The following is a 22,228-nucleotide window of genomic DNA, read 5'->3' on the forward strand; positions in this document are numbered from 1 at the left end:
TTTGAAAAATAATTTTCTATTACGTTTGAGTTTAACAAAAGGTATCGGCGCTTTTGGCAAGCATCGTGTGTACCAATTCGCAAAGCGTCATCAACGTTGGCATTTTGATGGACTAGAGATTCGACTATTAGCCCAAACAACAAAATCCAATAATTGGAACGAATTAACAGATGATTTTTTGCACGAGATCAACTCTACCCATCACTATATTACAATTGAAGATGAAGAGTATCCAGAGACGTTGCGGCATGTCCCAACACCTCCTTTAGTCATTTTTTACAAAGGGAACATAAAATTATTAAAGAGAGATATGCTTGCTGTCGTCGGTGCTCGAGAAGCAACGAAGTATGGGTATCAAGTATTAGAAGAGTTGATGCCCGAGCTGACTAAAAGAGGATTCGTTATCGTTAGTGGCTTAGCGAAGGGGATTGATAGTTTTGCTCATCAATTTGCTATAAGCAATCAAGGAAAAACGATTGGTGTAGTTGGAACCGGCTTAGATATTTGTTATCCTAAAAGTAGTGGGAATTTGCAAATCGAAATGAGTCAACAGCATTTAGTATTAAGTGAATACCCCAATGGCACCTCGCCAGCTAAATTTCATTTCCCCATGCGTAATCGAATCATTGCCGGATTAAGTAGTGGTGTATTGGTGGTTGAAGCAAAGAAACGGAGCGGTTCACTGATTACAGCGCAACAGGCTCTGGACTATGGCAAAGATGTTTTTGTTGTTCCAGGATCCATTTTGGACGGTCGTTCTAGTGGGTGTCATCAATTGATTCAAGATGGTGCAATCTGCGTTGAAAAGGCCCAAGATATTTTTGATTCCTATGATTTGTGGAAGAAAATTCGTTAGACCTGACTTGACAAACAAAAAATGAATAGCGTATTATAGGCTACGATTTGTCAGTACTTACCGATATATAATAGTAGAAAAAATTGAGGAGGCAAAAGCATTTGGCCTATAAATACCTAGTTATCGTTGAATCACCGGCGAAAGCCAAGACCATTGAGAAATATTTAGGAAGAAACTACAAAGTGGTGGCAAGCGTCGGTCATGTTCGCGACTTACCAAAAAGCAAAATGGGGATTGATGTTGAGAACAATTATGAACCCCATTACATTTCCATCCGCGGCAAAGGTGATGTCATTAAAGGATTGAAGCAAGCGGCAAAAAAAGCAGAAAAAGTTTATCTAGCGAGTGACCCGGATAGAGAAGGAGAAGCTATCGCTTGGCATCTTGCCTATTTATTGGGGTTAGACCTAAAAGACAAAAATCGGGTAGTTTTTAATGAAATTACAAAAGATGCTGTTAAAGCCGCGTTTAAAGAGCCTCGATCAATCGATGTTTCTTTGGTGGATGCTCAACAAGCGCGTCGTGCTCTGGATCGCCTCGTTGGCTACTCTATTTCGCCGATCCTTTGGAAGAAAATAAAAAAAGGATTGAGCGCTGGTCGTGTTCAGTCCATTGCATTAAAAATCATCATTGACCGTGAACAAGAAATTCGAAAATTCATTCCTGAAGAGTATTGGAGTATTGATGGAAACTTCAAAAAGAAAACGAAGAAATTCAAAGCCAATTTTTGGGGAATTGATGGGAAAAAGAAAAAATTATCTGATGCAGAAGCTGTAAAAGAGATTACCTCGAAAATCAATGGTAAAGATTATGAAGTTACCAAGGTTGAGAAAAAGGAACGCAAACGTAATCCAGCGTTGCCATTTACAACAAGTAATATGCAACAGGAGTCTGCTCGTAAGCTTAATTTCCGAACGCGAAAAACTATGATGGTTGCACAGCAGTTGTATGAAGGAATAGCATTAGGAAAGCAAGGAACGGTAGGTTTGATTACTTATATGCGTACCGATTCGACTCGTATTTCGGACACAGCTAAAACTGAAGCGGCTGAATTCATCGAAAAAAAATATGGTAAAGAATATTCTCAGCATCATGCACGTAAGGTAAAAAATCCTCAAGGAGCGCAAGACGCTCACGAGGCAATCCGCCCTACGAGTGTGCATCGTACACCCGATGAGATGAAACAGTATTTGGATAAGGATCAATTAAAATTATATACGTTAATTTGGTCACGTTTTGTTGCCAGTCAAATGACAGCAGCGATTTTAGATACAATGAAAGTAACGTTAGAACAAAATGGTGTAATTTTTATAGCGAATGGTTCAAAAATTAAGTTTAAAGGGTTTATGCAAGTTTATATTGAAGGTCGCGATGATGGAAAAGAAGACAAGGAGAACATCTTACCTGAACTTGAAAAAGGCGACATCGTTCAATCTGTCAATATTGAACCGAAACAACACTTTACTCAACCACCCGCACGCTTTAGTGAAGCAACACTGATTAAGACGTTAGAAGAAAACGGTGTTGGTCGCCCTTCAACTTATGCGCCAACATTAGACACGATTCAACGCCGCTATTATGTAAAATTGACGCAACGTCGTTTTGAGCCAACAGAACTTGGTGAAATCGTCAATACATTGATTGTCGACTTCTTCCCGCAAATCATCGATGTCAATTTTACGGCAGAAATGGAAAATGATTTAGATAAAATTGAAGAAGGCAAAGAAGAATGGACGAAGGTCGTTGATCGTTTTTATAAACCTTTTGCGGTCGAATTAGAAAAAGCCGAGGAAGGGATTGAAAAAATCCAGATCAAAGACGAACCTGCTGGGTTTGATTGCGACGTTTGTGGACATCCTATGGTAATTAAGCTTGGTCGTTATGGAAAATTTTATGCATGTAGCAATTTCCCGGATTGTCGAAACACGAAGCCGATAATTAAAGAAATCGGTGTAGAATGTCCAGTTTGTCATAAAGGACAAGTTGTCGAACGTAAGTCAAAGAAAAATCGTTTGTTTTACGGATGCTCACGGTATCCTGATTGTGATTTTACTTCATGGGATAAACCAATCGGCCGTAATTGTCCAAAATGTGATGGCTATTTAGTAGAGAAAAAAGTTAAAGGCGGTAAACAAGTCGTTTGTATCAATGGCGATTATGAAGAAACCGTACAAAAATAACCTTACAAGTGAGGAATAAATGGTAAAAACAGTGAATGTAATAGGAGCAGGCCTTGCTGGAAGCGAAGCTGCATGGCAATTAGCAGAAGCGGGTGTTCCTGTAAATTTATATGAGATGCGACCGGTGAAATCTACACCGGCACATCACACTGCGGATTTTGCAGAACTTGTCTGCAGCAATTCATTGCGTGGCAATGGATTAACGAATGCAGTGGGTGTTTTGAAGGAAGAAATGCGACGTCTAAACTCTATTGTTGTCACCTCTGCTGACGAAACGGCAGTACCCGCTGGTGGTGCGCTTGCGGTGGATCGAAATAACTTTTCTGCTCTTATCACAAGGAAGGTCAAAGAGCATCCATTGGTGACTGTTGTACTTGAGGAAATAAAAAAAATTCCTGAAGGAATCACAGTTATTGCTTCAGGACCATTAACATCAGAAAGTTTAGCAGAAGAAATCGCTGACTATAATGGTTCACATGGCTTTTATTTTTATGATGCAGCGGCCCCGATTATAGACAGTTCTACAATAGACCGTGAAAAAGTTTATTTGAAGTCTCGCTATGACAAGGGAGAGGCAGCGTACCTTAACTGCCCAATGACAGAAGAAGAATTTACGCGTTTTTATCACGCGTTGATCGAAGCGGAAGTTGCTCCACAAAAAGAATTTGAGAAAGAGAAATTTTTCGAAGGGTGTATGCCTATAGAAGTTCTTGCTAAGCGTGGAATAAAGACGATGCTGTTCGGACCAATGAAACCTGTAGGCTTAGAGGACCCAAAAACGGGCAAACGCCCTTATGCGGTAATTCAATTGCGACAGGATAACGCAGCGGCCTCCATGTACAATATCGTCGGTTTTCAAACGCATTTAAAATGGGGCGAGCAAAAACGTGTATTTCGAATGATTCCCGGTTTAGAAAATGCTGAGTTCCTACGTTATGGTGTAATGCATCGAAATAGTTTTATGAATTCTCCAGAACTATTAAAGCCCACTTATCAAAGCAAGAAGCGTAACGATTTATTTTTTGCCGGTCAGATGACAGGAGTAGAAGGGTATGTTGAAAGCGCAGGAAGTGGTCTTGTTGCAGGTCTTAATGCCGGAAGATTAGCTAAGGGAGAAGAGTTGCTTGAGTTCCCACGGGAAACTGCAATAGGTTCAATGGCTTATTATATTACCCACGCTGAGGGCAAGCATTTTCAGCCGATGAATGCTAATTTTGGTTTGTTTCCCGCTTTACCAGAACGCATTCGTGACAAAAAATTGCGTTATGAAACATTAGCAGAACGGGCATTAAATGCTTTATCAGCTATGACTATCTAATAGAAATCTCATTGCTTCTTGCAATGGGATTTTTTATTTTAAAAAAATATGGCGTATCCATGTCTATATTGAAAGTAATTGTGAAGTATCTGCAAATAATTGTTAGTATATTCGTGAAAAATCAATAAATTCTGACAATTCAATTGTAATTAAAAAGCTCTTATGCTACATTTGTGATATGTTTGTGAGGTGGAAAAAGTTTGGAAAATGAAGCCGCAATGCAAGAATTTATGACCTATTTAATAACGGAGCGAGGATATTCAGAAAAGACGAAAGAAGCGTATCAACGAGATCTAGATGATTTTTCTCATTTTCTAGAAAACTCTGGAGAAGCCTCTTTAATAGCAGTAGACCATTTGGATGTACGTGTTTATCTAGCCTTCTTAAATGATCAAAAATATAGTCGTAATACGATTAGTCGAAAAATTGCCAGTTTGCGATCTTTTTATCACTATTTGTTGAAACACGAAAAAATCAAAGAGAATCCTTTTTCTTATGTACACCTTAAAAAAAAGCAAGCACGACTTCCACGTTTTTTTTACGAGAAGGAAATTGAGCTTTTGTTCGATAGTGTTAACGGGACAAAACCATTGGATCAACGAAACCGCGCACTATTAGAAGTGCTTTACGGATCTGGGCTTCGAGTAAGTGAATGTGCAAACCTGACACTGTCAGTTATTGATTTAGATAATAGTGTGATGCTCATTCATGGTAAGGGAAACAAGGATCGCTATGTGCCGATAGGTTCCTATGCTGCGGATGCGATCCAAGAATTTATTCAAGACGGACGGAAAAAGTTAATGGATCATTTTGGCAAGGAGCATGATTACCTTTTTATTAATCATCGAGGAGAGCAAATTACCTCCACCGGAATCGAATATGTTCTTAATCAGCTTATTAAGAAAAGCAGCTTAACTAGCGACATTCATCCGCATATGCTCCGGCACACATTTGCCACACATTTACTTAATAATGGAGCAGATTTACGAACGGTTCAGGAGCTTTTAGGGCATGCCAATTTATCGACAACACAAATTTATACACACGTAACAAAAGAAAGTTTACAAAAAAGTTATCGCTCTTTTCACCCAAGAGCTTAAATTCAATGCAAAACGAAGGAGAGAACAAGATGTCTGAATCACAATTTCATTCAACAACGATCTGCGCGATCGAAAAAGATGGGAAATTAGCAATGGCAGGTGACGGTCAAGTCACTATGGGAGAACAAGTAATCATGAAAGGAACAGCTCGAAAAGTTCGTCGTATATACAACGGCAAAGTGGTCGTAGGATTTGCTGGAAGTGTAGCCGATGCATTTACTTTGGAAGAAAAGTTTGAGGGGAAATTAAACGAGTACAATGGAAATCTGCAACGTGCAGCAGTTGAATTAGCGCAAGAATGGCGTACACAACAAGCTATGAAAAATTTAGAAGCATTATTGATCGTTATGAACGATGAAGAAATGCTCTTAGTATCAGGAAACGGAGAGGTCATTGCACCAGATGATGGTATTTTGGCTATTGGATCAGGTGGAAACTATGCATTGGCAGCTTCTCGTGCCATGAAGAAGCACAACTCTGAAATGAGTGCTAAGGAAATCGCTGAAAGTGCATTGAATATTGCAGCTGATATTTGTGTGTTTACAAATCACAATATTATCGTAGAGGAAATGTAATGTATTAAGATGGTCCATTAAATTTTTAATCATTTATCCTCTAATAATCTGAATAAGGAGAATCCAAGATGACTGAAGTAAATAAAACACCAAAAGAAATTGTGAGTGATTTAGATCAATATATAATCGGACAAAATGAAGCAAAGCGCTCTGTAGCGATCGCTTTACGGAATCGTTACCGTCGCATGCAATTGGAAGAATCCATGCAACAAGAAGTGACGCCAAAAAATATTTTAATGATTGGGCCCACTGGTGTTGGTAAGACAGAAATTGCTCGACGTTTAGCTCGGATTGTCAAAGCACCATTCGTAAAAGTTGAGGCTACGAAATTTACAGAAGTTGGTTATGTAGGTCGAGATGTAGAATCAATGGTTCGTGATTTAGTCGAAAATGCAATTACGATTGTTGAAAAAGATCAATATTCAAAAGTCTATTCGCAAGCTTTGAAGCGAGCAAATAAGCGCTTAGTGAAAATCTTGGTTCCAGGAATCAAAAAGGAACAAAAGCAAAGCAGCAATCCTTACGAACAGATGATGAATATCTTTAATCAAGCACAGACCGAACCCAAAGAAGAGGTCACGGAAGATATTAAAGTTAATCGTCAAACGGTACAAGATCAATTAGAGAAAGGCTTACTAGATCAACGTGAAGTAACGATCGAAGTAACAGAACCCAAAAAATCAATGCCAATGAACAACGGATTAGAACAAATGGGAATTGATTTATCGGATACTCTTGGTGCTTTGACCCCTGAGAAAAAAGTTCAACGCACTGTAACGGTGAAAGAAGCGCAAGAACTATTAATAAAAGAGGAACAAGCACAATTAGTGAATGAGGGGGATATTTACACGGCAGCTATTAAATTAGCCGAGAGTTCAGGTATAATTTTTATTGACGAAATCGATAAAATCACTTCTAAGTCACAGCAAAATTCGGGTGAGGTTTCTCGTGAGGGTGTGCAGAGAGATATTCTGCCTATCGTTGAAGGCTCTCAAGTAAATACGAAATATGGTGCGATTCAAACAGACCATATTCTATTCATTGCAAGCGGTGCATTTAGTCTATCGAAACCGAGTGATTTGATTCCCGAATTGCAAGGTCGGTTCCCAATTCGCGTTGAATTAAGTGATTTATCGGCAGAAGATTTTGTTCAAATTTTGACTGAGCCGAATAACGCATTGATCAAACAATATATTGCTTTAGTTGGCACTGAGAATGTTGAGATTGTTTTCACACAGGAAGCAATTGAACGCATCGCACAAATCGCTTTTGATGTTAATCGTGAGACGGACAACATTGGTGCGCGACGATTACACACAATTTTGGAAAAATTATTAGAAGATCTTTTATTTGAAGCTCCAGATATGCAAATGGGAGAAATTAAGATTACCGAAGCTTATGTAGATGAAAAATTAGCTTCGATTGCGCAAAATAAAGATTTAAGTCGTTTCATTCTTTAAAAATGGAGGGGAAAAATGGAAACTTTATTAGAAAAAACACGTCAAATTAATAAGCTGATGCAGCAGAAAAATGCTTTTGAGCCAGCTGCGGAATTGCCTTATAATAATATGGCGCGCATTTTAGGGGATATTTTAGGCTCTTTGACGTATGTTATTGGGGCGGAAGGAGAGTTGTTGGGATTAAATGAGAAGATCGATATAAATACGGATCGTGTTCGTTCTTTTCTCGTAGATCGCCAATTTCCTGACAGTTATGTGGCTGAAATGAAGGAAGTTATAAAAACTGAAGCAAACATTCCCGTTGCGGATGAACTAACTGCTTTCCCAACGGAACGAGCAGAACTGTATCCAAATGGTTTGACGACGGTCATTCCGATTTTTGGGTCTGGTGAACGTCTCGGGACAATTGTATTGGCTCGTAAAGAAGGAGCCTTTGACGACGATGATCTCGTTTTAGCAGAATACGGTGCTACAGTAATCGGAATGGAAGTTTTATATCAACAGTTTTTGAATGTTGAAGAAAAAATCCGCAGCCAAACGGCTGTTCAAATGGCTATAAGCACTCTCTCATATAGTGAATTAAAGGCTGTAAAAGCAATTTTTGATGCATTAGAAGGCGATGAAGGTCGTTTAACTGCATCAAATATAGCTGATAAGATCGGAATTACTCGTTCAGTGATTGTGAATGCTCTAAGAAAATTAGAATCAGCAGGAATCATTGAATCACGGTCTTTAGGAATGAAAGGGACCTATTTAAAAGTCTTAAATCCATTATTTAAAGACGAGTTGGTAAAACATAAATAAGGAAGAATAAGGAGAATCCGAGCTTGTTCTAAGACTAAATAAATGAAAATTTGATTGTAAGAGTAGGAGTGGATACCATGTCAGTGACGATCAGTAATGATTTCTTGGAAGCAACAATAGACGAGAGAGGTGCCGAATTAACAAGTTTGCGCGCTAACGATATTGAATATATTTGGCAAGCAGATCCTAAATATTGGGGACGGCATGCGCCGTTTCTATTTCCTTTTGTCGGTCGATTGAAGAATGATGAGTATACGTATAAAGAAAAAACATATCCAATGGGACAACACGGTTTTGCTCGTGACAAAGATTTTAAAGTTGTTGAACATGCACAGGACAAAGCAATCTTCTTGCTTGAAAGTGATGAAGACACGAGAAAAATATACCCATTTGATTTTTCTTTGAGGATTAGCTATGAGGTTTGGGGTGAAGGGATTCGCATCCGATTTAATGTCGAAAATACTGGGACAGAAGAAATGATTTTTGCATTAGGCGGACATCCAGCGTTCAATATTCCTTTGACGGAGGATTTAAGTTTTGATGATTACTTTATTGCTTTTTCTCCTCAAAAATCACGGGTAAAAATCCCTCTTGAAGGACCCTTTACCAATTTGGATCAAAAAACAATTGGACAAACGAATACAAATATTCAATTGAGTCGTGAACTTTTTAAGGAAGATGCGCTGATCTATGAAACTCGAGGATTGAACGCGTATACTTTGGGCAGTGAAGAATCTTCACATAGCGTGACAGTAGCGTACAATAATATTCCTTATGTCGGGTTATGGTCACCGTATCCGTCTGACGCACCTTTTGTCTGTATTGAACCTTGGTGGGGATTTGCTGATACCGTTGATAGTACAGGTCGTTTAGAAGATAAAGAAGGAATGAATCGCCTGGTTCCAAATGGGGAATTCAATACAGAATTCTCAATTACAGTTAGTTAAAAATTTTGACTATAAAATAGTAGAAAAGTATAAAAAACGCCTACGAAAATTAGACAAAAAATCTAGTTTTCGTAGGCGTTTTTTTTGGATTGCACCTCGTATTATTAATCAAATAAAACATCCCAAGCAGCATGATTATGCGCTTCAAAGCACATTTCAATTTGTTTCTTTGTGTTCTTCTCTTCTGCTAATGAAGGGAGCGAAGACAAAGAGAACCAATCAATTTGTGTTGTTTCGATATTTTTGACAAAGTGTCCGCCGATTAAGCGGCACTCTACAAATATTTTACATACACTGTAGGCATAGCGAGGAAGATTATGTTTATTCCTATCCTGAACAGCGGTGATTCTTAAAGGTTCAACTGTCAATCCAGTTTCCTCGAATGTTTCCTTCACAGTGTTTTCTTTGATGGATTGATCAATATCTACCCATCCGCCTGGCAAAGACCATAATCTATTTTTTTCTTGAACAAGTAAAATCTTGTTGTCGGAAAATATGGCGGCTCGGGTGTCTAACTTAGGAGTAGGATACCCAACTTCTTCCGCAAATAATTGCCTTAAATGTGGAATGGGAATAGGTGATTGAACGGACAGCATCTCAGTGGCAATGGTACGAAGTCGTTCAAAGCGCTCTTGATCAAATGGATCTTTTGTATAAGTCAGACCAGCTTGTGCAAGTGCTTGAATCTCAATGGCCCAATCTAATAATTGTTCGTCCATTTATTTCTCCTTTTTATTTAATCCAAAAGAAACACGGTTTTCAGTCCCGGCCTTGATTCGCTGAATATTTTCTTTGTGGCGATAAATAATGTAACAAGTTAAGGCAAAACACACGAGCGTCAGAAGCCAATTAAAGGATGGTAAAATCGTAGGCCAAATAAAAGGCACGATAATAGACGAAATAGTTACGAAGATTGCCGAAGTAATACTAGCTGCACTGACCATGCTGGTGATAAAAAGAATGATTAAAAAAAATACTAGCGAATAAAAGAAAAACAGTGGAGCAAAACCTAGCAGCATACCCGCACTGGTGGCAACGGCCTTTCCTCCCTTGAATCCTGCAAAAATAGGCAACGTGTGCCCAATGACCGCTACTAAACCAAACCACAGCGGATTCACATCTAAATGAAAAATGACTGGCAAACATGTTGCTAAGGTTCCCTTCAATAAGTCCATTGCGAAAACAACAAGTCCTGCTGTTCTGCCCAATACACGAAATGTGTTGGTAGTCCCCGAATTGCCGCTGCCAAAATCACGTATGTCCTTCTTAAAGAAAAATTTTCCGATCCAAATACCAGAGGGGATAGAACCTAAAAGATAGGCTAAGACTAAAAGTATCGCGGTTTTCATATGAATCCTCATTTCTCTGTTTGTAAGGCTATTTTAGCAGATTTCAAAAGAGTGAACAAATTCTAATCACGTGATATACTATTTATCATAGAATGACAAAAAAATAATCTGAGTGAGGGAAAACTAATGACGTTTCAGAATCCTAGTCAAGAAAAAATCTTTCAGTATCTAGATGAAGCGAAAGTGATCGCAGTAGTTGGTTTGAGTGATAAACCTGAAAAAACCAGTTATCAAATCGCAGATGTTTTAAAATCGCATGGGTATAAATTATACGGCATTAATCCTAAACTGGCTGGAAAAATAATTAATGAGATTCCAGTTGTAGAGAATTTATCGGCGGTTCCAGAAACAATTGATATTGTGGATGTTTTTAGAAGAAGTGAATTTTTACCAGACGTCGCAAAAGATTTTTTAACAGCGGATGCAAAAGTTTTCTGGGCACAGTTGGGTTTGAGTAGCGATGAGGCGGCAAGAATCCTGCAAGAAAAAGGATTTACGGATATTGTCATGGATCGTTGTATCAAGATTGAATTGAACAAAAAAGCGTGATCAATGAGTTGATTTTCTTAAAAAAAAAGCTTAAAATGCCTTTTCGGAAGCAGGAGAGGCTTTTTTTTTACGCTTTTTTAGCGTATCATACAAATGATGTACTTTGGATAAGAAAGCTAGTTTAACTTTTTACGCGAGAGTGAGTCGCGTAGTTAAATGGCCTATAGTATGGTACGAACAAATTTATTTCTATGTAAATAGATCATTACGTTTAGAAGTTAGGAGCTGTAGGATTGGCTAAGATGAACAATGAATACAATGACGCTTCGATCCAAGTGCTAGAGGGATTAGAAGCGGTTAGAAAACGTCCAGGAATGTATATTGGATCGACTGATAGTCGTGGCTTGCATCATTTAGTTTATGAGATCGTAGACAATGCAGTTGATGAAGCATTATCAGGGTATGGAAATGAAATTGATGTGACACTTCATTCTGATAATAGTATTGAAGTTAGCGACAAAGGACGAGGAATGCCTGTTGGGATGCATGCTTCAGGAATTCCAACTGTTGAGGTAATCTTTACGATTCTTCATGCTGGTGGTAAATTTGGTCAAGGCGGCTATAAAACTTCAGGAGGACTACATGGTGTAGGTGCCAGTGTAGTAAATGCGTTATCTGAATGGTTAAACGTCACGATTGTTCGGGATGGTGTTGAGTACCGCGAAGAATTTAAAGACGGGGGTAAGCCTCAAGGAACCTTAAAAAAAATCGGAAAGACTCGTAAACCAAACGGAACAACTGTACAATTTTTGCCAGATGCTCAAATTTTTTCGACATTAAATTTTTCTTATGAAACGTTATCCGAACGTCTAAGAGAGTCCGCCTTCTTATTACGTGGAGTGAAAATTACATTAACGGACTTACGTGGTGAAGAAAAAGTATCGGAAGTCTTTCATTTTGAAGAAGGTATTAAGGAATTTGTTGAGTATTTAAATGAAGATAAAGATACGTTGACACCTGTCGTCTATTTTTCAGGAGAACGTGAGGGCATCGAAGTTGAGTTTTCTTATCAATACAATGATGGCTATTCAGAAAATCTTCTTTCCTTTGTAAATAACGTACGAACAAAAGATGGCGGTACTCATGAATCAGGTATGAAAACTTCTATGACTAAGGCGTATAACGAATACGCTAGAAAATCTGGGTTATTGAAGGAAAAGGATAAAAACTTGGAAGGAACAGATTTTCGTGAGGGCCTTTCTGCTGTTTTGTCTGTTCGTATTCTAGAAAACTTATTGCAGTTTGAAGGTCAAACGAAGGAAAAACTGGGAACACCAGCAGCCCGCGGAGCAGTTGATAGCGTGATTGGTGAGCAAATGGGTTTTTATCTTCAAGAGAACAGTGAAAATAGTCAAATGTTGGTTCGTAAGGCGATCAAAGCCCGTGAGGCCCGTGAAGCTGCTCGCAAGGCACGTGAGGAAAGTCGAAATGGGAAAAAACGAAAAAAAGGCGAATCGCTACTTTCTGGTAAATTAACGCCAGCGCAATCACGAAATGCTGCAAAAAATGAACTCTTCTTAGTCGAAGGAGACTCTGCGGGAGGATCTGCCAAACAAGGACGAGATCGGAAATTCCAGGCAATTTTACCGTTGCGAGGAAAAGTTATTAATACTGAAAAAGCAAAAATGCAAGATATTCTAAAAAATGAAGAAATCAATACAATGATTTATACGATTGGTGCGGGTGTCGGTCCTGAGTTTTCAATTGAAGACTGCAATTACGACAAAATTATTATTATGACCGATGCGGATACCGATGGTGCTCATATTCAAGTATTACTATTAACATTCTTTTATCGCTACATGAAGCCGTTGATTGAGGCAGGAAAGATTTATATTGCTTTGCCGCCTTTATATAAAGTTTCGAGAGGGACTGGACGAAAGCAAATCATTGAATATGCATGGACAGATGACGAATTAAAAGATGTGACAAAACAAGTTGGAAAAGGGTACATGTTGCAACGCTACAAAGGTCTTGGGGAGATGAATGCAGAGCAATTATGGGAAACCACTATGGATCCTGAACACCGTACGCTCGTTCGTGTACGAATTGACGATGCTGCCCAAGCGGAACGTCGTGTAACGACCTTAATGGGAGACAAAGTTGAACCGCGTCGTAAATGGATCGAAAATCATGTTCAGTTTACTTTAGAAGAAGATGGAAGTTTATTGGACAATAAAGAAGAAGCGTCTATTGGCGGAGTATCTGAACAACAAGAATCAGAAAAAGAAGCGGACGATGTAAAAGTAATCAGCTTGTTTGATGAGTAGGAGGTGGTCAAAGAATGGATACGAAAAGTTCAATTCAAGAATTAACATTGGAAGAAGTAATGGGGGACCGTTTTGGCCGCTATTCAAAATATATTATTCAAGAAAGAGCACTACCTGATATTCGTGATGGTTTGAAGCCTGTACAGCGACGAATTTTGTTTGCTATGAATAAAGATGGGAACACTTATGATAAAGGGTTCCGAAAATCAGCTAAATCTGTCGGTAATATTATGGGGAATTACCATCCGCATGGGGATAGTTCCATATACGATGCAATGGTTCGGATGAGCCAAGATTGGAAGCTGCGTCAAGTTTTAATTGAAATGCACGGAAATAATGGTTCAATGGACGGAGATCCGCCGGCGGCTATGCGTTATACAGAAGCGAGATTATCACAATTAAGCGGCGAGATGCTTAATGACATCGAGAAAGAAACCGTTGATTTTGTTTGGAACTTTGATGATACAGAAAAAGAACCCACCGTTTTACCTGCAGCTTATCCTAACTTATTAGTGAATGGCTCAACCGGTATTTCTGCTGGTTATGCAACTGAGATACCTACACATAATCTGTCTGAAGTAATTGATGGTGCGATTTACTTGATCGATCATCCGAATGCATCTTTAGATAAGATTATGGACTATATTCCTGGACCAGATTTCCCTACAGGTGGAATTTTACAAGGGAAGGCTGAAATAAAAAAAGCCTATGAAACAGGTAAAGGAAAAGTTATTTTACGCTCTAAAACGTCTATCGAGCCACTAAAGGGCGGTAAACAGCAAATTGTTATTCATGAAATTCCTTATGAAGTTAACAAAGCAGTTTTGGTTAAAAAAATGGACGAAATTCGATTGAATAAAAAGATCGACGGCATAGCTGAAGTACGTGATGAGTCTGATCGTACCGGATTGCAGGTAGTTGTAGAGTTAAAGAAAGATGCCAATGCAGAAGGTATTTTAAATTATTTATTCAAGAACACGGACTTACAAATTAATTATAATTTCAATATGGTAGCGATTGATAATATGACGCCGCAACAAGTCGGCTTAAAACATATTTTAGAGAGCTATGTTGAGCATCGTAAATCTGTGATCACGAAGCGCAGTCAATATGAACTTACAAAGGCTTTAAAACGACAACATATTGTTGAAGGCTTGATAAAAGCTTTATCGATTCTTGATGAAGTGATTGCAACCATTCGCGGAAGTAAGGATAAAAAAGATGCGAAAAGCAACTTGGTTGAACGTTTTGATTTCAGTGAAGAACAAGCTGAGGCAATTGTGACGTTGCAACTTTATCGATTAACAAATACAGATATTACTCAATTAGAAAAAGAAGCAGATGAATTAGCTTCTGAGATTAAAGAATTACACTTGATTCTGAATAGCGAGAAAGAATTACACAAGGTAATGAAACAAGAGTTGCGTCAAATTAAAAAGAATTATGGCAATCCTCGTTTAACAAAAATCGAAGATGAAATTAGTGAAATTAAAATTGAGACAGAAGTACTGATAGCTCAAGAAGATGTCATTGTGACACTCACAAAAGAAGGCTACTTAAAACGAAGCAGTGTGCGTTCGTATAATGCTTCGCGTCCAGATGAGCATGGAATGAAAGATGGCGACTCGATTATATTTATTGATAAATTAAGCACTCTGGACCATTTACTGATTCTCACAAATCATGGAAATATGATTTATCGACCAATTCACGAAATCACCGAATTGAAGTGGAAAGACGTTGGCGAACATATTTCGCAAACAATTACTAATTTATCAATGAGCGAAGAAATCATTGCCGCATTTCCTTACAAAGAAATCGATGCCAATAAGCTCTTCATCTTTATGAGTAAAGAGGGGATGATCAAACAGACTCGTATGTCTGAATTTTCTCCTTGGAGGACGTATCGTAGTCGACCAACCGCAGCAATGAAAATGAAAAATGATTCCGACCAAATTGTTTCTGTCTTCTTGACAAGCGATGTTCGCAACGTAGATGTTTTCATTGCGTCACATCGTGCGTTTGGATTACGGTATCCTTTAGAAGAAGTTCCAGTTGTTGGGGCGAAGGCTGCTGGAGTCAAGGCAATTAACCTAAAAGAAGGGGATTATGTCGTATCTGGTGCGTTGGTACCATCGGAAGGCGACTCGCCAATTCTTTTACTTAGTCAACGGGGAGCCGCAAAACGGATGCTTGCCCAAGAGTTGCCGCAGTTAGGCAGAGCAAAACGTGGTCTGATGATTTTCCGTGAGTTGAAAAAGAATCCGCATCGTTTGGTGTACATGACTACGTATACAGAGGGAACACTCATTTTGACTACCAATAAAGGAATTGAGAAAGAGTTGGAAATTTCTAAAGTAGCCATTAGTGATCGAATCTCTAACGGAACATTCACAATTGACGAAAAACAAGATGGCGCGCTTTTCTATGCGTATCATCCGCAAGAATTGATTGAAGAATAATGTTCTGTACTATATGATTATGTTACAGACGGGTATCTGTTTTAAAACAGATACCCGTTTTTTTAATCACAAATTTACGAGTTTCTGGTCTTTAAATTTAATATTTAATAAAGAATAAATATAGTTAGATGCTTTTGTACCAACGGTTGTAGGCTTTTTCAGAATAGAAATTATTTTCTAATTAATCTTTCACAAGGAAAGGCTTGCATAAAAGAATTTATGTGTTATACTTTGTTCGTAAAGCTGTAGCAATGAAGTTTTTATATTCTAAGGAGGTCCTTTTGAATGGGAACTGCAACAAATGAACTAGAAAAGATGAAGAACACTGAGAAGTCTGCATGGGAAGGCTTTAAGGGGCATCTGTGGAAGAGTGAAATCAATACTCGTGATTTTATTCAAGCAAACTACACACCTTATGAAGGCGCTGCCGATTTCTTAGCAGATCCAACAGAATCAACAAACGAATTATGGGGCAAGCTACAAGAACTTCAAAAACAAGAACGTGAAAACGGCGGCGTATTGGATATGGAAGCAGATATTGTCTCTGCAGCCAATGCTTATGGTGCTGGATATATTGATGAAAGTATGAAAGAGAAAGAAACAATCGTCGGTATTCAAACAGACAAACCATTAAAACGTGCATTCATGCCTTATGGTGGTATTCGTATGGCAGAAGAATCGCTTGAAAGATACGGTTACACTCCAAATCCTAAATACACTGAAATCTTTAATGATTATCACAAAACGCACAATCAAGCAGTTTTCGATGTATATACGCCTGAGATTCGTGCGGCTCGTCGTGCGAAAATTATTACGGGACTTCCTGATACTTACGGACGTGGTCGAATTGTTGGAGATTACCGTCGTGTAGCTCTATACGGAATTGATTATTTAATGGAACAAAAATTAAAAGATCATGCAAATTCTGGACACGGTCAGTTTACAGAAGAAGACATTCGTTTGCGTGAAGAAATCAGCGATCAATACAAAGCATTGAAACGTATCAAAGAGATGGCAGAAGCCTATGGGTTTGATATTTCTCGTCCAGCTGAAAATGCGACTGAAGCTGTACAATGGACATATTTTGGCTACTTAGCTGCCATTAAAGAACAAAATGGTGCTGCAATGTCAATCGGACGTGTATCTACTTTCTTGGATATTTATATCCAACGCGATATTGAAAATGGAACAATGACTGAAGAACAAGCGCAAGAATTAATTGATCATTTAGTAATGAAATTACGTATGGTTAAATTTGCTCGGATTCCTTCATATAATGAATTGTTCTCTGGCGACCCAGTTTGGGCAACACTTTCAATCGCAGGTATGGGTATGGACGGACGTACTTTAGTTACTAAGAATGATTTCCGTTTCCTACACACGTTGGAAAACATGGGACCATCCCCAGAACCGAACTTGACTGTATTATATTCTTCTCGTTTACCTGAAGGATTTAAGGACTACGCAGCGAAAATCTCGATCGATACTTCTTCGATCCAATACGAAAATGATGATGTTATGCGCCCAGTGTGGTTAGACGACTATGCGATCTGCTGCTGTGTGTCTGCTACACAGACAGGGAAAGAAATGCAATTCTTTGGTGCTCGTGCCAACTTAGCTAAAGCTTTGTTGTATGCGATCAACGGTGGGGTCGATGAAAAATCTAAAGCGCAAGTCGGTCCTGATCTGCGTCCAATTGAATCAGATGAAGCATTGGACTTCGACGACGTGATGGCTAAATATGATGATATGTTAGAATGGTTAGCTGGAATGTATGTGAATACTTTAAATGCGATTCACTATATGCATGATAAATATTATTATGAAGCGGCTGAACTAGCCTTAATGGATACGAACTTGAAACGTACTTTTGCAACAGGAATTGCTGGATTCTCTCATGTTGTTGACTCATTGGCTGCAATCAAGTATGCGAAAGTATTCCCAGTTCGTGATGAAGATGGTATCGTTACTGACTTTAAGATAGATGGCGATTTCCCTAAATACGGAAATGACGACATGCGTGCAGATGATTTAGCCGTTTGGCTATTGAAGACATTCATGGAGAAATTAGAACACTATCATACTTACCGTAATTCAGAACCAACAACATCAATTTTAACGATTACTTCAAATGTTGTTTACGGAAAAGCAACTGGAGCAATGCCTGATGGACGTAAAGCAGGCGAACCGCTAGCTCCTGGAGCAAATCCTTCTTACGGTGCTGAGCAAAACGGACTATTAGCATCTCTTAACTCGTTAACAAAATTACCTTATGAATACGCGTTAGATGGTATTTCAAATACACAAAGTATTAATCCAGATGCTTTAGGTCACGATGAAGATGAACGTATTGAAAACTTGACGAACGTTTTAGACGGCTACTTTGATCAAGGGGCTCATCATTTAAACGTGAACGTTTTCGGAAAAGAAAAATTAGTCGATGCAATGGAACATCCAGAAAAAGAAGAATATGCTAACTTTACAATTCGGGTTTCTGGCTACGCTGTTAAATTTATTGATTTAACACGTGAACAACAAGAAGATGTAATCAGTCGTACATTCCACGCAAAAATGTAATTACTGATTCAATAAATGAAGTGGTTCGTAAGGGCGGATGGACGGAGGTCTATTCGCCTTACTTACTATCATGGTTTTATAAGGAACGATTAAAAATTTCGGAAGAAGTTTTATATATAAGGGAGGACTGTTTATGTCTACTGTGGCTGAACAACCTATTGTCGGAAATGTCCATTCAATCGAGAGTTTCGGATCTGTAGATGGTCCAGGGGTGCGCTTTATTGTGTTTATGCAAGGTTGCCGCATGCGCTGTCAATTTTGTCATAATCCAGATACTTGGAAGATCAATGATCCGAAGTCAAAAAAGAGAACCGCTGACGATATTTTAAAGGAAGCGTTGAATTATCAAAGCTACTGGGGTAAAAAGGGTGGAATAACTGTAAGTGGTGGAGAACCTTTGCTGCAAATTGATTTTTTAATTGATTTATTCAAAAAAGCGAAAGAAATGGGAATCAACACGACTTTAGACAGTTGTGGCAAGCCGTTTACTTTTGAAGAGCCGTTCTTTTCCAAGTTTGAAGAATTAATGGAATACACTGATTTGATTTTATTCGATATTAAACAAATTGATAACCAAAAACACAAAGAATTAACTGGTCACACCAATGACAATATTTTAGAGATGGCGAAATATCTTTCAGATATTAATAAGCCTGTTTGGATTCGACATGTATTAGTACCTTTTAGAAGCGACTACGACGAATTTTTAATTCGATTAGATAAATTTATTAAGAGCTTGAATAATGTTGATAAAGTAGAAATTTTGCCCTATCACACGATGGGTAAGTATAAGTGGGAAGAGATGGGACTAAAATATCCTCTAGAAGGAATCGAATCACCAACAGATGATCGTGTAGAAAATGCAAAAAAATTATTGCATACAGAGGATTACAAAGGCTATTTAAAACGTAAAAATTAGATAACTTGAAGGGAAAGGACAAGAGAAATTGTTGTCCTTTTTATTTATGTAAATAGTTAATAGATTGAAAATTACAGGTATTATTTTTGAAAAAGGCAGCATCTGGTTGCTCTTTTGCTTTTTTTTGATATGATAAAGAAGAACCTATTTAAAGGAGCGAATCAACTATGGGAAAAGTTTTAATTTTTGGACATCAAAATCCGGATACAGATGCAATCGGAGCAGCGATTGCTTACGCCAACTTGCAAAAAGAATTGGGTGTCGATGCAGAAGCAGTGGCGCTAGGAACACCAAATGAAGAGACGCAATTCGCTTTGGACCACTTCGGTTTGACGGCTCCTCGTGTGGTAGAAAAAATGGCGGTTGAAGCAAGTGACGTTATGCTAGTCGACCATAATGAATTCCAGCAAAGTGCCGCTGATATTGAAGAATTAAATATATTGGCAGTAGTGGATCATCACCGGATCGCAAATTTCCAAACAGCAAATCCTCTTTACTACCGTGCTGAGCCTGTGGGCTGTACTTCTACGATTGTTTTAAAGCTTTATAAAGAAAACAATATTGCTGTTCCAGCGAAAATTGCAGGTATGATGTTATCAGCAATTGTATCTGACACGTTGCTATTCAAATCACCAACATGCACGCAAGAAGATATTGATGCAGCTAACGAATTAGCTGAAGTTTCAGGAGTCGATTTAAATAGTTATGGACTTGACTTATTAAAAGCAGGAACGAACTTAGGCACTAAAACAGAAGCAGAATTGTTAGACTTAGATGCTAAATCATTCCCGATGGCTGACAAAACAGTTCGTATTGCTCAAGTAAATACTGTTGATCTTGCAGAAGTGTTTATACGTCAGGAAGCGCTACGGGATGCTATGTTAGAAGAAAACGTCAAAAACGGATATGATCTATTCTTATTGCTTGTTACGAATGTATTGGATTCTGATTCGGAACTTTTGGTAGCAGGAGAGCCGAGAGAAATGGTCACAGAAGCATTTCAGGTGAAGCTTGAAAATGACCGTGCTTTCTTACCAGGAGTAGTATCACGGAAGAAACAAATCGTTCCTCAATTGACGGAAGCATTTGAAAAATAAATTAACGTATGTAAAGTGGACTTTTGTAAGTCCACTTTTTTGTGGAAATTTTCAAATAGGAATATAATCATGGAGATATCCATTCAAGAAAGTAGGAAGCTATGCAAATCTATACAAATAATAGAAAGACGGAACAACTAGTTGGGCAATTAGAAGTAAAGAAATTACTCAATTATTTTGAGCAATTACATGAACCCGTGATTTTAAGAGAAATCCGGAAAAAATTCCCTGATATGAAACATTTGGATAAGCATTTGGATTTTTTAATTGATAATGGTTTTATTTCAAGGAAAGATCGGCGATATTATTTTCGTTTAGAGATAACAAAGGAATATCCGTTAAATAAAGAAATCAATGACTTTATTCAGGAATATGCAACCAAGTTCTCAAGAGAAGAACTTTTGGTTTGGCTGGGAGAAAATTTTTGGAGTGATGAAGTAGATAAGGTTCTTGCAGTGGATTTTCCGATGCCAACGCGTGAAAGGTTAGACAGTAAAAACGTTCGATTAGTGACTATTAATCGTGGTGGAGAGTTGCCAGAAACATTACCAAACTATTTTGAGCATATCGACCAACCTGCACTATTTCCAAATTTAGCTAAATTAATCGGAGACGTTCATGCTGAATTTTTTACAAATCAATTGGAGTTGATTCTTGAACGAGTAATTTCAGGAAAAAAACCGCGTCGCGATTCAATTTTTCTTCAAAGTCTATTAACAAGTCAAACGATAACTTCTGATCCTGACTGGCAAGTGATTGTGCCGGTGTTTGAGAACGTTCCTTCAGTTCCTTTTCCAGCAGAAATGACTAAGGACCTGCAATTTTTCTTTGCGCGTCAACTAGCGGATTCTTTATTGAAGGAGCAAAAAAGTTTTACATATTTGATAAAAAAGAGGTCCTGATCCATGCAGCGAATCATAAAAGGCATCATTTTAGTTATTAGCTTCTTATTGGTTTTCGGAGGCATTTATTATGCGAAGTTCCGATATTTTGGACCTGGAACCTTGCCTAAGCAGAAAGACGTTCATTATTCCAATGTACCAACAGTCTTTATACATGGTTACGAAGGAAACTCTTTTTCGTTTGGTCCATTACTTCGTCAACTTGAAAGAGACAACATTGCAAAACGTGAAATGACGATTGTTGTTCAGGCGGACGGCAAGTTGTCTGTAGAAGGCAAGTTAAAGAATATGAATGATAATCCGACAATTATGGTTCTTTTTTCAAAAGATGTTCCAGATGAAATCACTCAAAGTCAATGGATTGATACAGTGATGCGCTATTTATACGAACAAAAAATTACGAGAGTAAACTTAGTGAGCCATTCAATGGGAGGTGTCTCTTCTCTTCGATACTTGTTGGAATATGCAGGAGATAGAACGCCTTCAGTAGAAAGGTTTGTCGCAATTTCGGCACCGTTTAATGATCTAGAAATTGCTGAAGACACAGAGGATGTATTTGCTTATGAAATGACTGATGGGGGGCCCACTGGCGAAACCCCGATTTATCAATACTTTGATAAGGCGATGAATAAACTGCCGTCAAATTTAAACGTGTTAAGCGTCGCTGGAGATTTAGGCGACGGATCCGCTAGCGATGGCTCCGTTTCGACACATAGTGCATTTGCGTTACGGTTACTATTTAAAAAGCATGCTAAAAGTTATCAAGAATTAATTGTGAAAGGCGCAGGACACTCATCAATTACGAAAAGCGCGGAGTTGAAAAATGAATTGATCCGTTTTATTTGGAAAAAAGCAGCATGAAG

General features: G+C 38.3%; 18 protein-coding genes. 16 read left to right on the plus strand and 2 right to left on the minus strand.

Annotated features, from left to right (window positions below):
* Window position 1: 1 nt before the first annotated feature.
* From dprA to I592_RS06875, 8 genes are all read left to right on the plus strand, one after another.
* Entirely contained in the window at window positions 2-856 is an 855-nt protein-coding gene (gene dprA / locus I592_RS06840) for a DNA-processing protein DprA (RefSeq protein ID WP_010780939.1), read from the plus strand.
* 101 nt (window positions 857-957) lie between these two features.
* Window positions 958-3,036, plus strand: coding sequence for a type I DNA topoisomerase (gene topA / locus I592_RS06845; protein ID WP_010780938.1), 2,079 nt, complete (start codon window positions 958-960; stop codon window positions 3,034-3,036).
* Window positions 3,037-3,055: 19 nt separating this feature from the next.
* Window positions 3,056-4,354: an FADH(2)-oxidizing methylenetetrahydrofolate--tRNA-(uracil(54)-C(5))-methyltransferase TrmFO gene (gene trmFO, locus I592_RS06850; RefSeq protein WP_010780937.1), complete on the plus strand. Its 1,299-nt coding sequence runs from the start codon at window positions 3,056-3,058 to the stop codon at window positions 4,352-4,354.
* Window positions 4,355-4,572: 218 nt separating this feature from the next.
* Window positions 4,573-5,454, plus strand: a complete 882-nt coding sequence (xerC, locus tag I592_RS06855) for a tyrosine recombinase XerC (protein WP_071875846.1) — start codon at window positions 4,573-4,575, stop codon at window positions 5,452-5,454.
* A 29-nt stretch (window positions 5,455-5,483) separates the two neighbouring features.
* Window positions 5,484-6,029 carry an ATP-dependent protease subunit HslV gene (hslV, locus tag I592_RS06860; protein WP_010780935.1) on the plus strand — a complete coding sequence of 182 codons (546 nt, stop codon included), beginning with the start codon at window positions 5,484-5,486 and terminating at the stop codon, window positions 6,027-6,029.
* Window positions 6,030-6,097: 68 nt separating this feature from the next.
* Window positions 6,098-7,489: an ATP-dependent protease ATPase subunit HslU gene (gene hslU / locus I592_RS06865; RefSeq protein WP_010780934.1), complete on the plus strand. Its 1,392-nt coding sequence runs from the start codon at window positions 6,098-6,100 to the stop codon at window positions 7,487-7,489.
* 15 nt (window positions 7,490-7,504) lie between these two features.
* Window positions 7,505-8,293 carry a GTP-sensing pleiotropic transcriptional regulator CodY gene (gene codY, locus I592_RS06870; RefSeq protein WP_010780933.1) on the plus strand — a complete coding sequence of 263 codons (789 nt, stop codon included), beginning with the start codon at window positions 7,505-7,507 and terminating at the stop codon, window positions 8,291-8,293.
* A gap of 77 nt (window positions 8,294-8,370) precedes the next feature.
* Complete coding sequence (locus I592_RS06875; RefSeq protein WP_010780932.1) at window positions 8,371-9,240, plus strand: aldose 1-epimerase family protein; 870 nt, start codon at window positions 8,371-8,373, stop codon at window positions 9,238-9,240.
* A gap of 104 nt (window positions 9,241-9,344) precedes the next feature.
* Here I592_RS06875 and I592_RS06880 read toward each other — a convergent pair whose 3' ends face one another.
* The gene (locus I592_RS06880) at window positions 9,345-9,959 is read right to left on the minus strand and encodes an NUDIX hydrolase N-terminal domain-containing protein (protein ID WP_010780931.1); all 615 of its coding nucleotides are present in this window, start codon (window positions 9,957-9,959) and stop codon (window positions 9,345-9,347) included.
* On the minus strand, window positions 9,960-10,589 hold the full coding sequence (gene plsY / locus I592_RS06885; protein WP_010780930.1) for a glycerol-3-phosphate 1-O-acyltransferase PlsY: 630 nt from the start codon (window positions 10,587-10,589) through the stop codon (window positions 9,960-9,962). It abuts the gene before it with no gap.
* Between the two features lie 126 nt (window positions 10,590-10,715).
* Here plsY and I592_RS06890 point away from each other — a divergent pair, with 126 nt between their 5' ends.
* From I592_RS06890 to I592_RS06925, 8 genes are all read left to right on the plus strand, one after another.
* A complete protein-coding gene (locus I592_RS06890) occupies window positions 10,716-11,138 on the plus strand; it encodes a CoA-binding protein (protein WP_010780929.1) in 423 nt (140 codons plus the stop codon).
* 242 nt (window positions 11,139-11,380) lie between these two features.
* Complete coding sequence (gene parE / locus I592_RS06895) at window positions 11,381-13,408, plus strand: DNA topoisomerase IV subunit B (protein WP_010780928.1); 2,028 nt, start codon at window positions 11,381-11,383, stop codon at window positions 13,406-13,408.
* 14 nt (window positions 13,409-13,422) lie between these two features.
* Window positions 13,423-15,870, plus strand: a complete 2,448-nt coding sequence (parC, locus tag I592_RS06900) for a DNA topoisomerase IV subunit A (RefSeq protein ID WP_010780927.1) — start codon at window positions 13,423-13,425, stop codon at window positions 15,868-15,870.
* Between the two features lie 285 nt (window positions 15,871-16,155).
* Window positions 16,156-18,447: a formate C-acetyltransferase gene (pflB, locus tag I592_RS06905; protein WP_010780926.1), complete on the plus strand. Its 2,292-nt coding sequence runs from the start codon at window positions 16,156-16,158 to the stop codon at window positions 18,445-18,447.
* 133 nt (window positions 18,448-18,580) lie between these two features.
* Window positions 18,581-19,366 (plus strand): pyruvate formate-lyase-activating protein, encoded by a 786-nt coding sequence (gene pflA, locus I592_RS06910; protein WP_010780925.1) that lies wholly within the window; start codon window positions 18,581-18,583, stop codon window positions 19,364-19,366.
* A gap of 167 nt (window positions 19,367-19,533) precedes the next feature.
* Window positions 19,534-20,463, plus strand: coding sequence for a manganese-dependent inorganic pyrophosphatase (locus I592_RS06915; protein ID WP_010780924.1), 930 nt, complete (start codon window positions 19,534-19,536; stop codon window positions 20,461-20,463).
* A 101-nt stretch (window positions 20,464-20,564) separates the two neighbouring features.
* The gene (locus tag I592_RS06920; RefSeq protein ID WP_010780923.1) at window positions 20,565-21,365 is read left to right on the plus strand and encodes a DUF1803 domain-containing protein; all 801 of its coding nucleotides are present in this window, start codon (window positions 20,565-20,567) and stop codon (window positions 21,363-21,365) included.
* 3 nt (window positions 21,366-21,368) lie between these two features.
* A complete protein-coding gene (locus I592_RS06925) occupies window positions 21,369-22,226 on the plus strand; it encodes an alpha/beta hydrolase (protein WP_010780922.1) in 858 nt (285 codons plus the stop codon).
* The last annotated feature ends 2 nt before the right edge of the window (window positions 22,227-22,228 follow it).

This window comes from Enterococcus gilvus ATCC BAA-350, from assembly GCF_000407545.1.
Lineage (GTDB): Bacteria > Bacillota > Bacilli > Lactobacillales > Enterococcaceae > Enterococcus_A > Enterococcus_A gilvus.

Bases quoted from the DNA above. Each gene is read 5' to 3' on its own strand.
- I592_RS06880 (WP_010780931.1), bottom strand. From the start codon at position 9,959: ATGGACGAACAATTATTAGATTGGGCCATTGAGATTCAAGCACTTGCA.
- pflA (WP_010780925.1), top strand. From the start codon at position 18,581: ATGTCTACTGTGGCTGAACAACCTATTGTCGGAAATGTCCATTCAATC.
- hslU (WP_010780934.1), top strand. From the start codon at position 6,098: ATGACTGAAGTAAATAAAACACCAAAAGAAATTGTGAGTGATTTAGAT.
- codY (WP_010780933.1), top strand. From the start codon at position 7,505: ATGGAAACTTTATTAGAAAAAACACGTCAAATTAATAAGCTGATGCAG.
- parE (WP_010780928.1), top strand. From the start codon at position 11,381: ATGAACAATGAATACAATGACGCTTCGATCCAAGTGCTAGAGGGATTA.
- hslV (WP_010780935.1), top strand. From the start codon at position 5,484: ATGTCTGAATCACAATTTCATTCAACAACGATCTGCGCGATCGAAAAA.
- pflB (WP_010780926.1), top strand. From the start codon at position 16,156: ATGGGAACTGCAACAAATGAACTAGAAAAGATGAAGAACACTGAGAAG.
- I592_RS06925 (WP_010780922.1), top strand. From the start codon at position 21,369: ATGCAGCGAATCATAAAAGGCATCATTTTAGTTATTAGCTTCTTATTG.
- I592_RS06915 (WP_010780924.1), top strand. From the start codon at position 19,534: ATGGGAAAAGTTTTAATTTTTGGACATCAAAATCCGGATACAGATGCA.
- parC (WP_010780927.1), top strand. From the start codon at position 13,423: ATGGATACGAAAAGTTCAATTCAAGAATTAACATTGGAAGAAGTAATG.
- xerC (WP_071875846.1), top strand. From the start codon at position 4,573: ATGCAAGAATTTATGACCTATTTAATAACGGAGCGAGGATATTCAGAA.
- plsY (WP_010780930.1), bottom strand. From the start codon at position 10,589: ATGAAAACCGCGATACTTTTAGTCTTAGCCTATCTTTTAGGTTCTATC.
- I592_RS06875 (WP_010780932.1), top strand. From the start codon at position 8,371: ATGTCAGTGACGATCAGTAATGATTTCTTGGAAGCAACAATAGACGAG.
- I592_RS06920 (WP_010780923.1), top strand. From the start codon at position 20,565: ATGCAAATCTATACAAATAATAGAAAGACGGAACAACTAGTTGGGCAA.
- I592_RS06890 (WP_010780929.1), top strand. From the start codon at position 10,716: ATGACGTTTCAGAATCCTAGTCAAGAAAAAATCTTTCAGTATCTAGAT.
- trmFO (WP_010780937.1), top strand. From the start codon at position 3,056: ATGGTAAAAACAGTGAATGTAATAGGAGCAGGCCTTGCTGGAAGCGAA.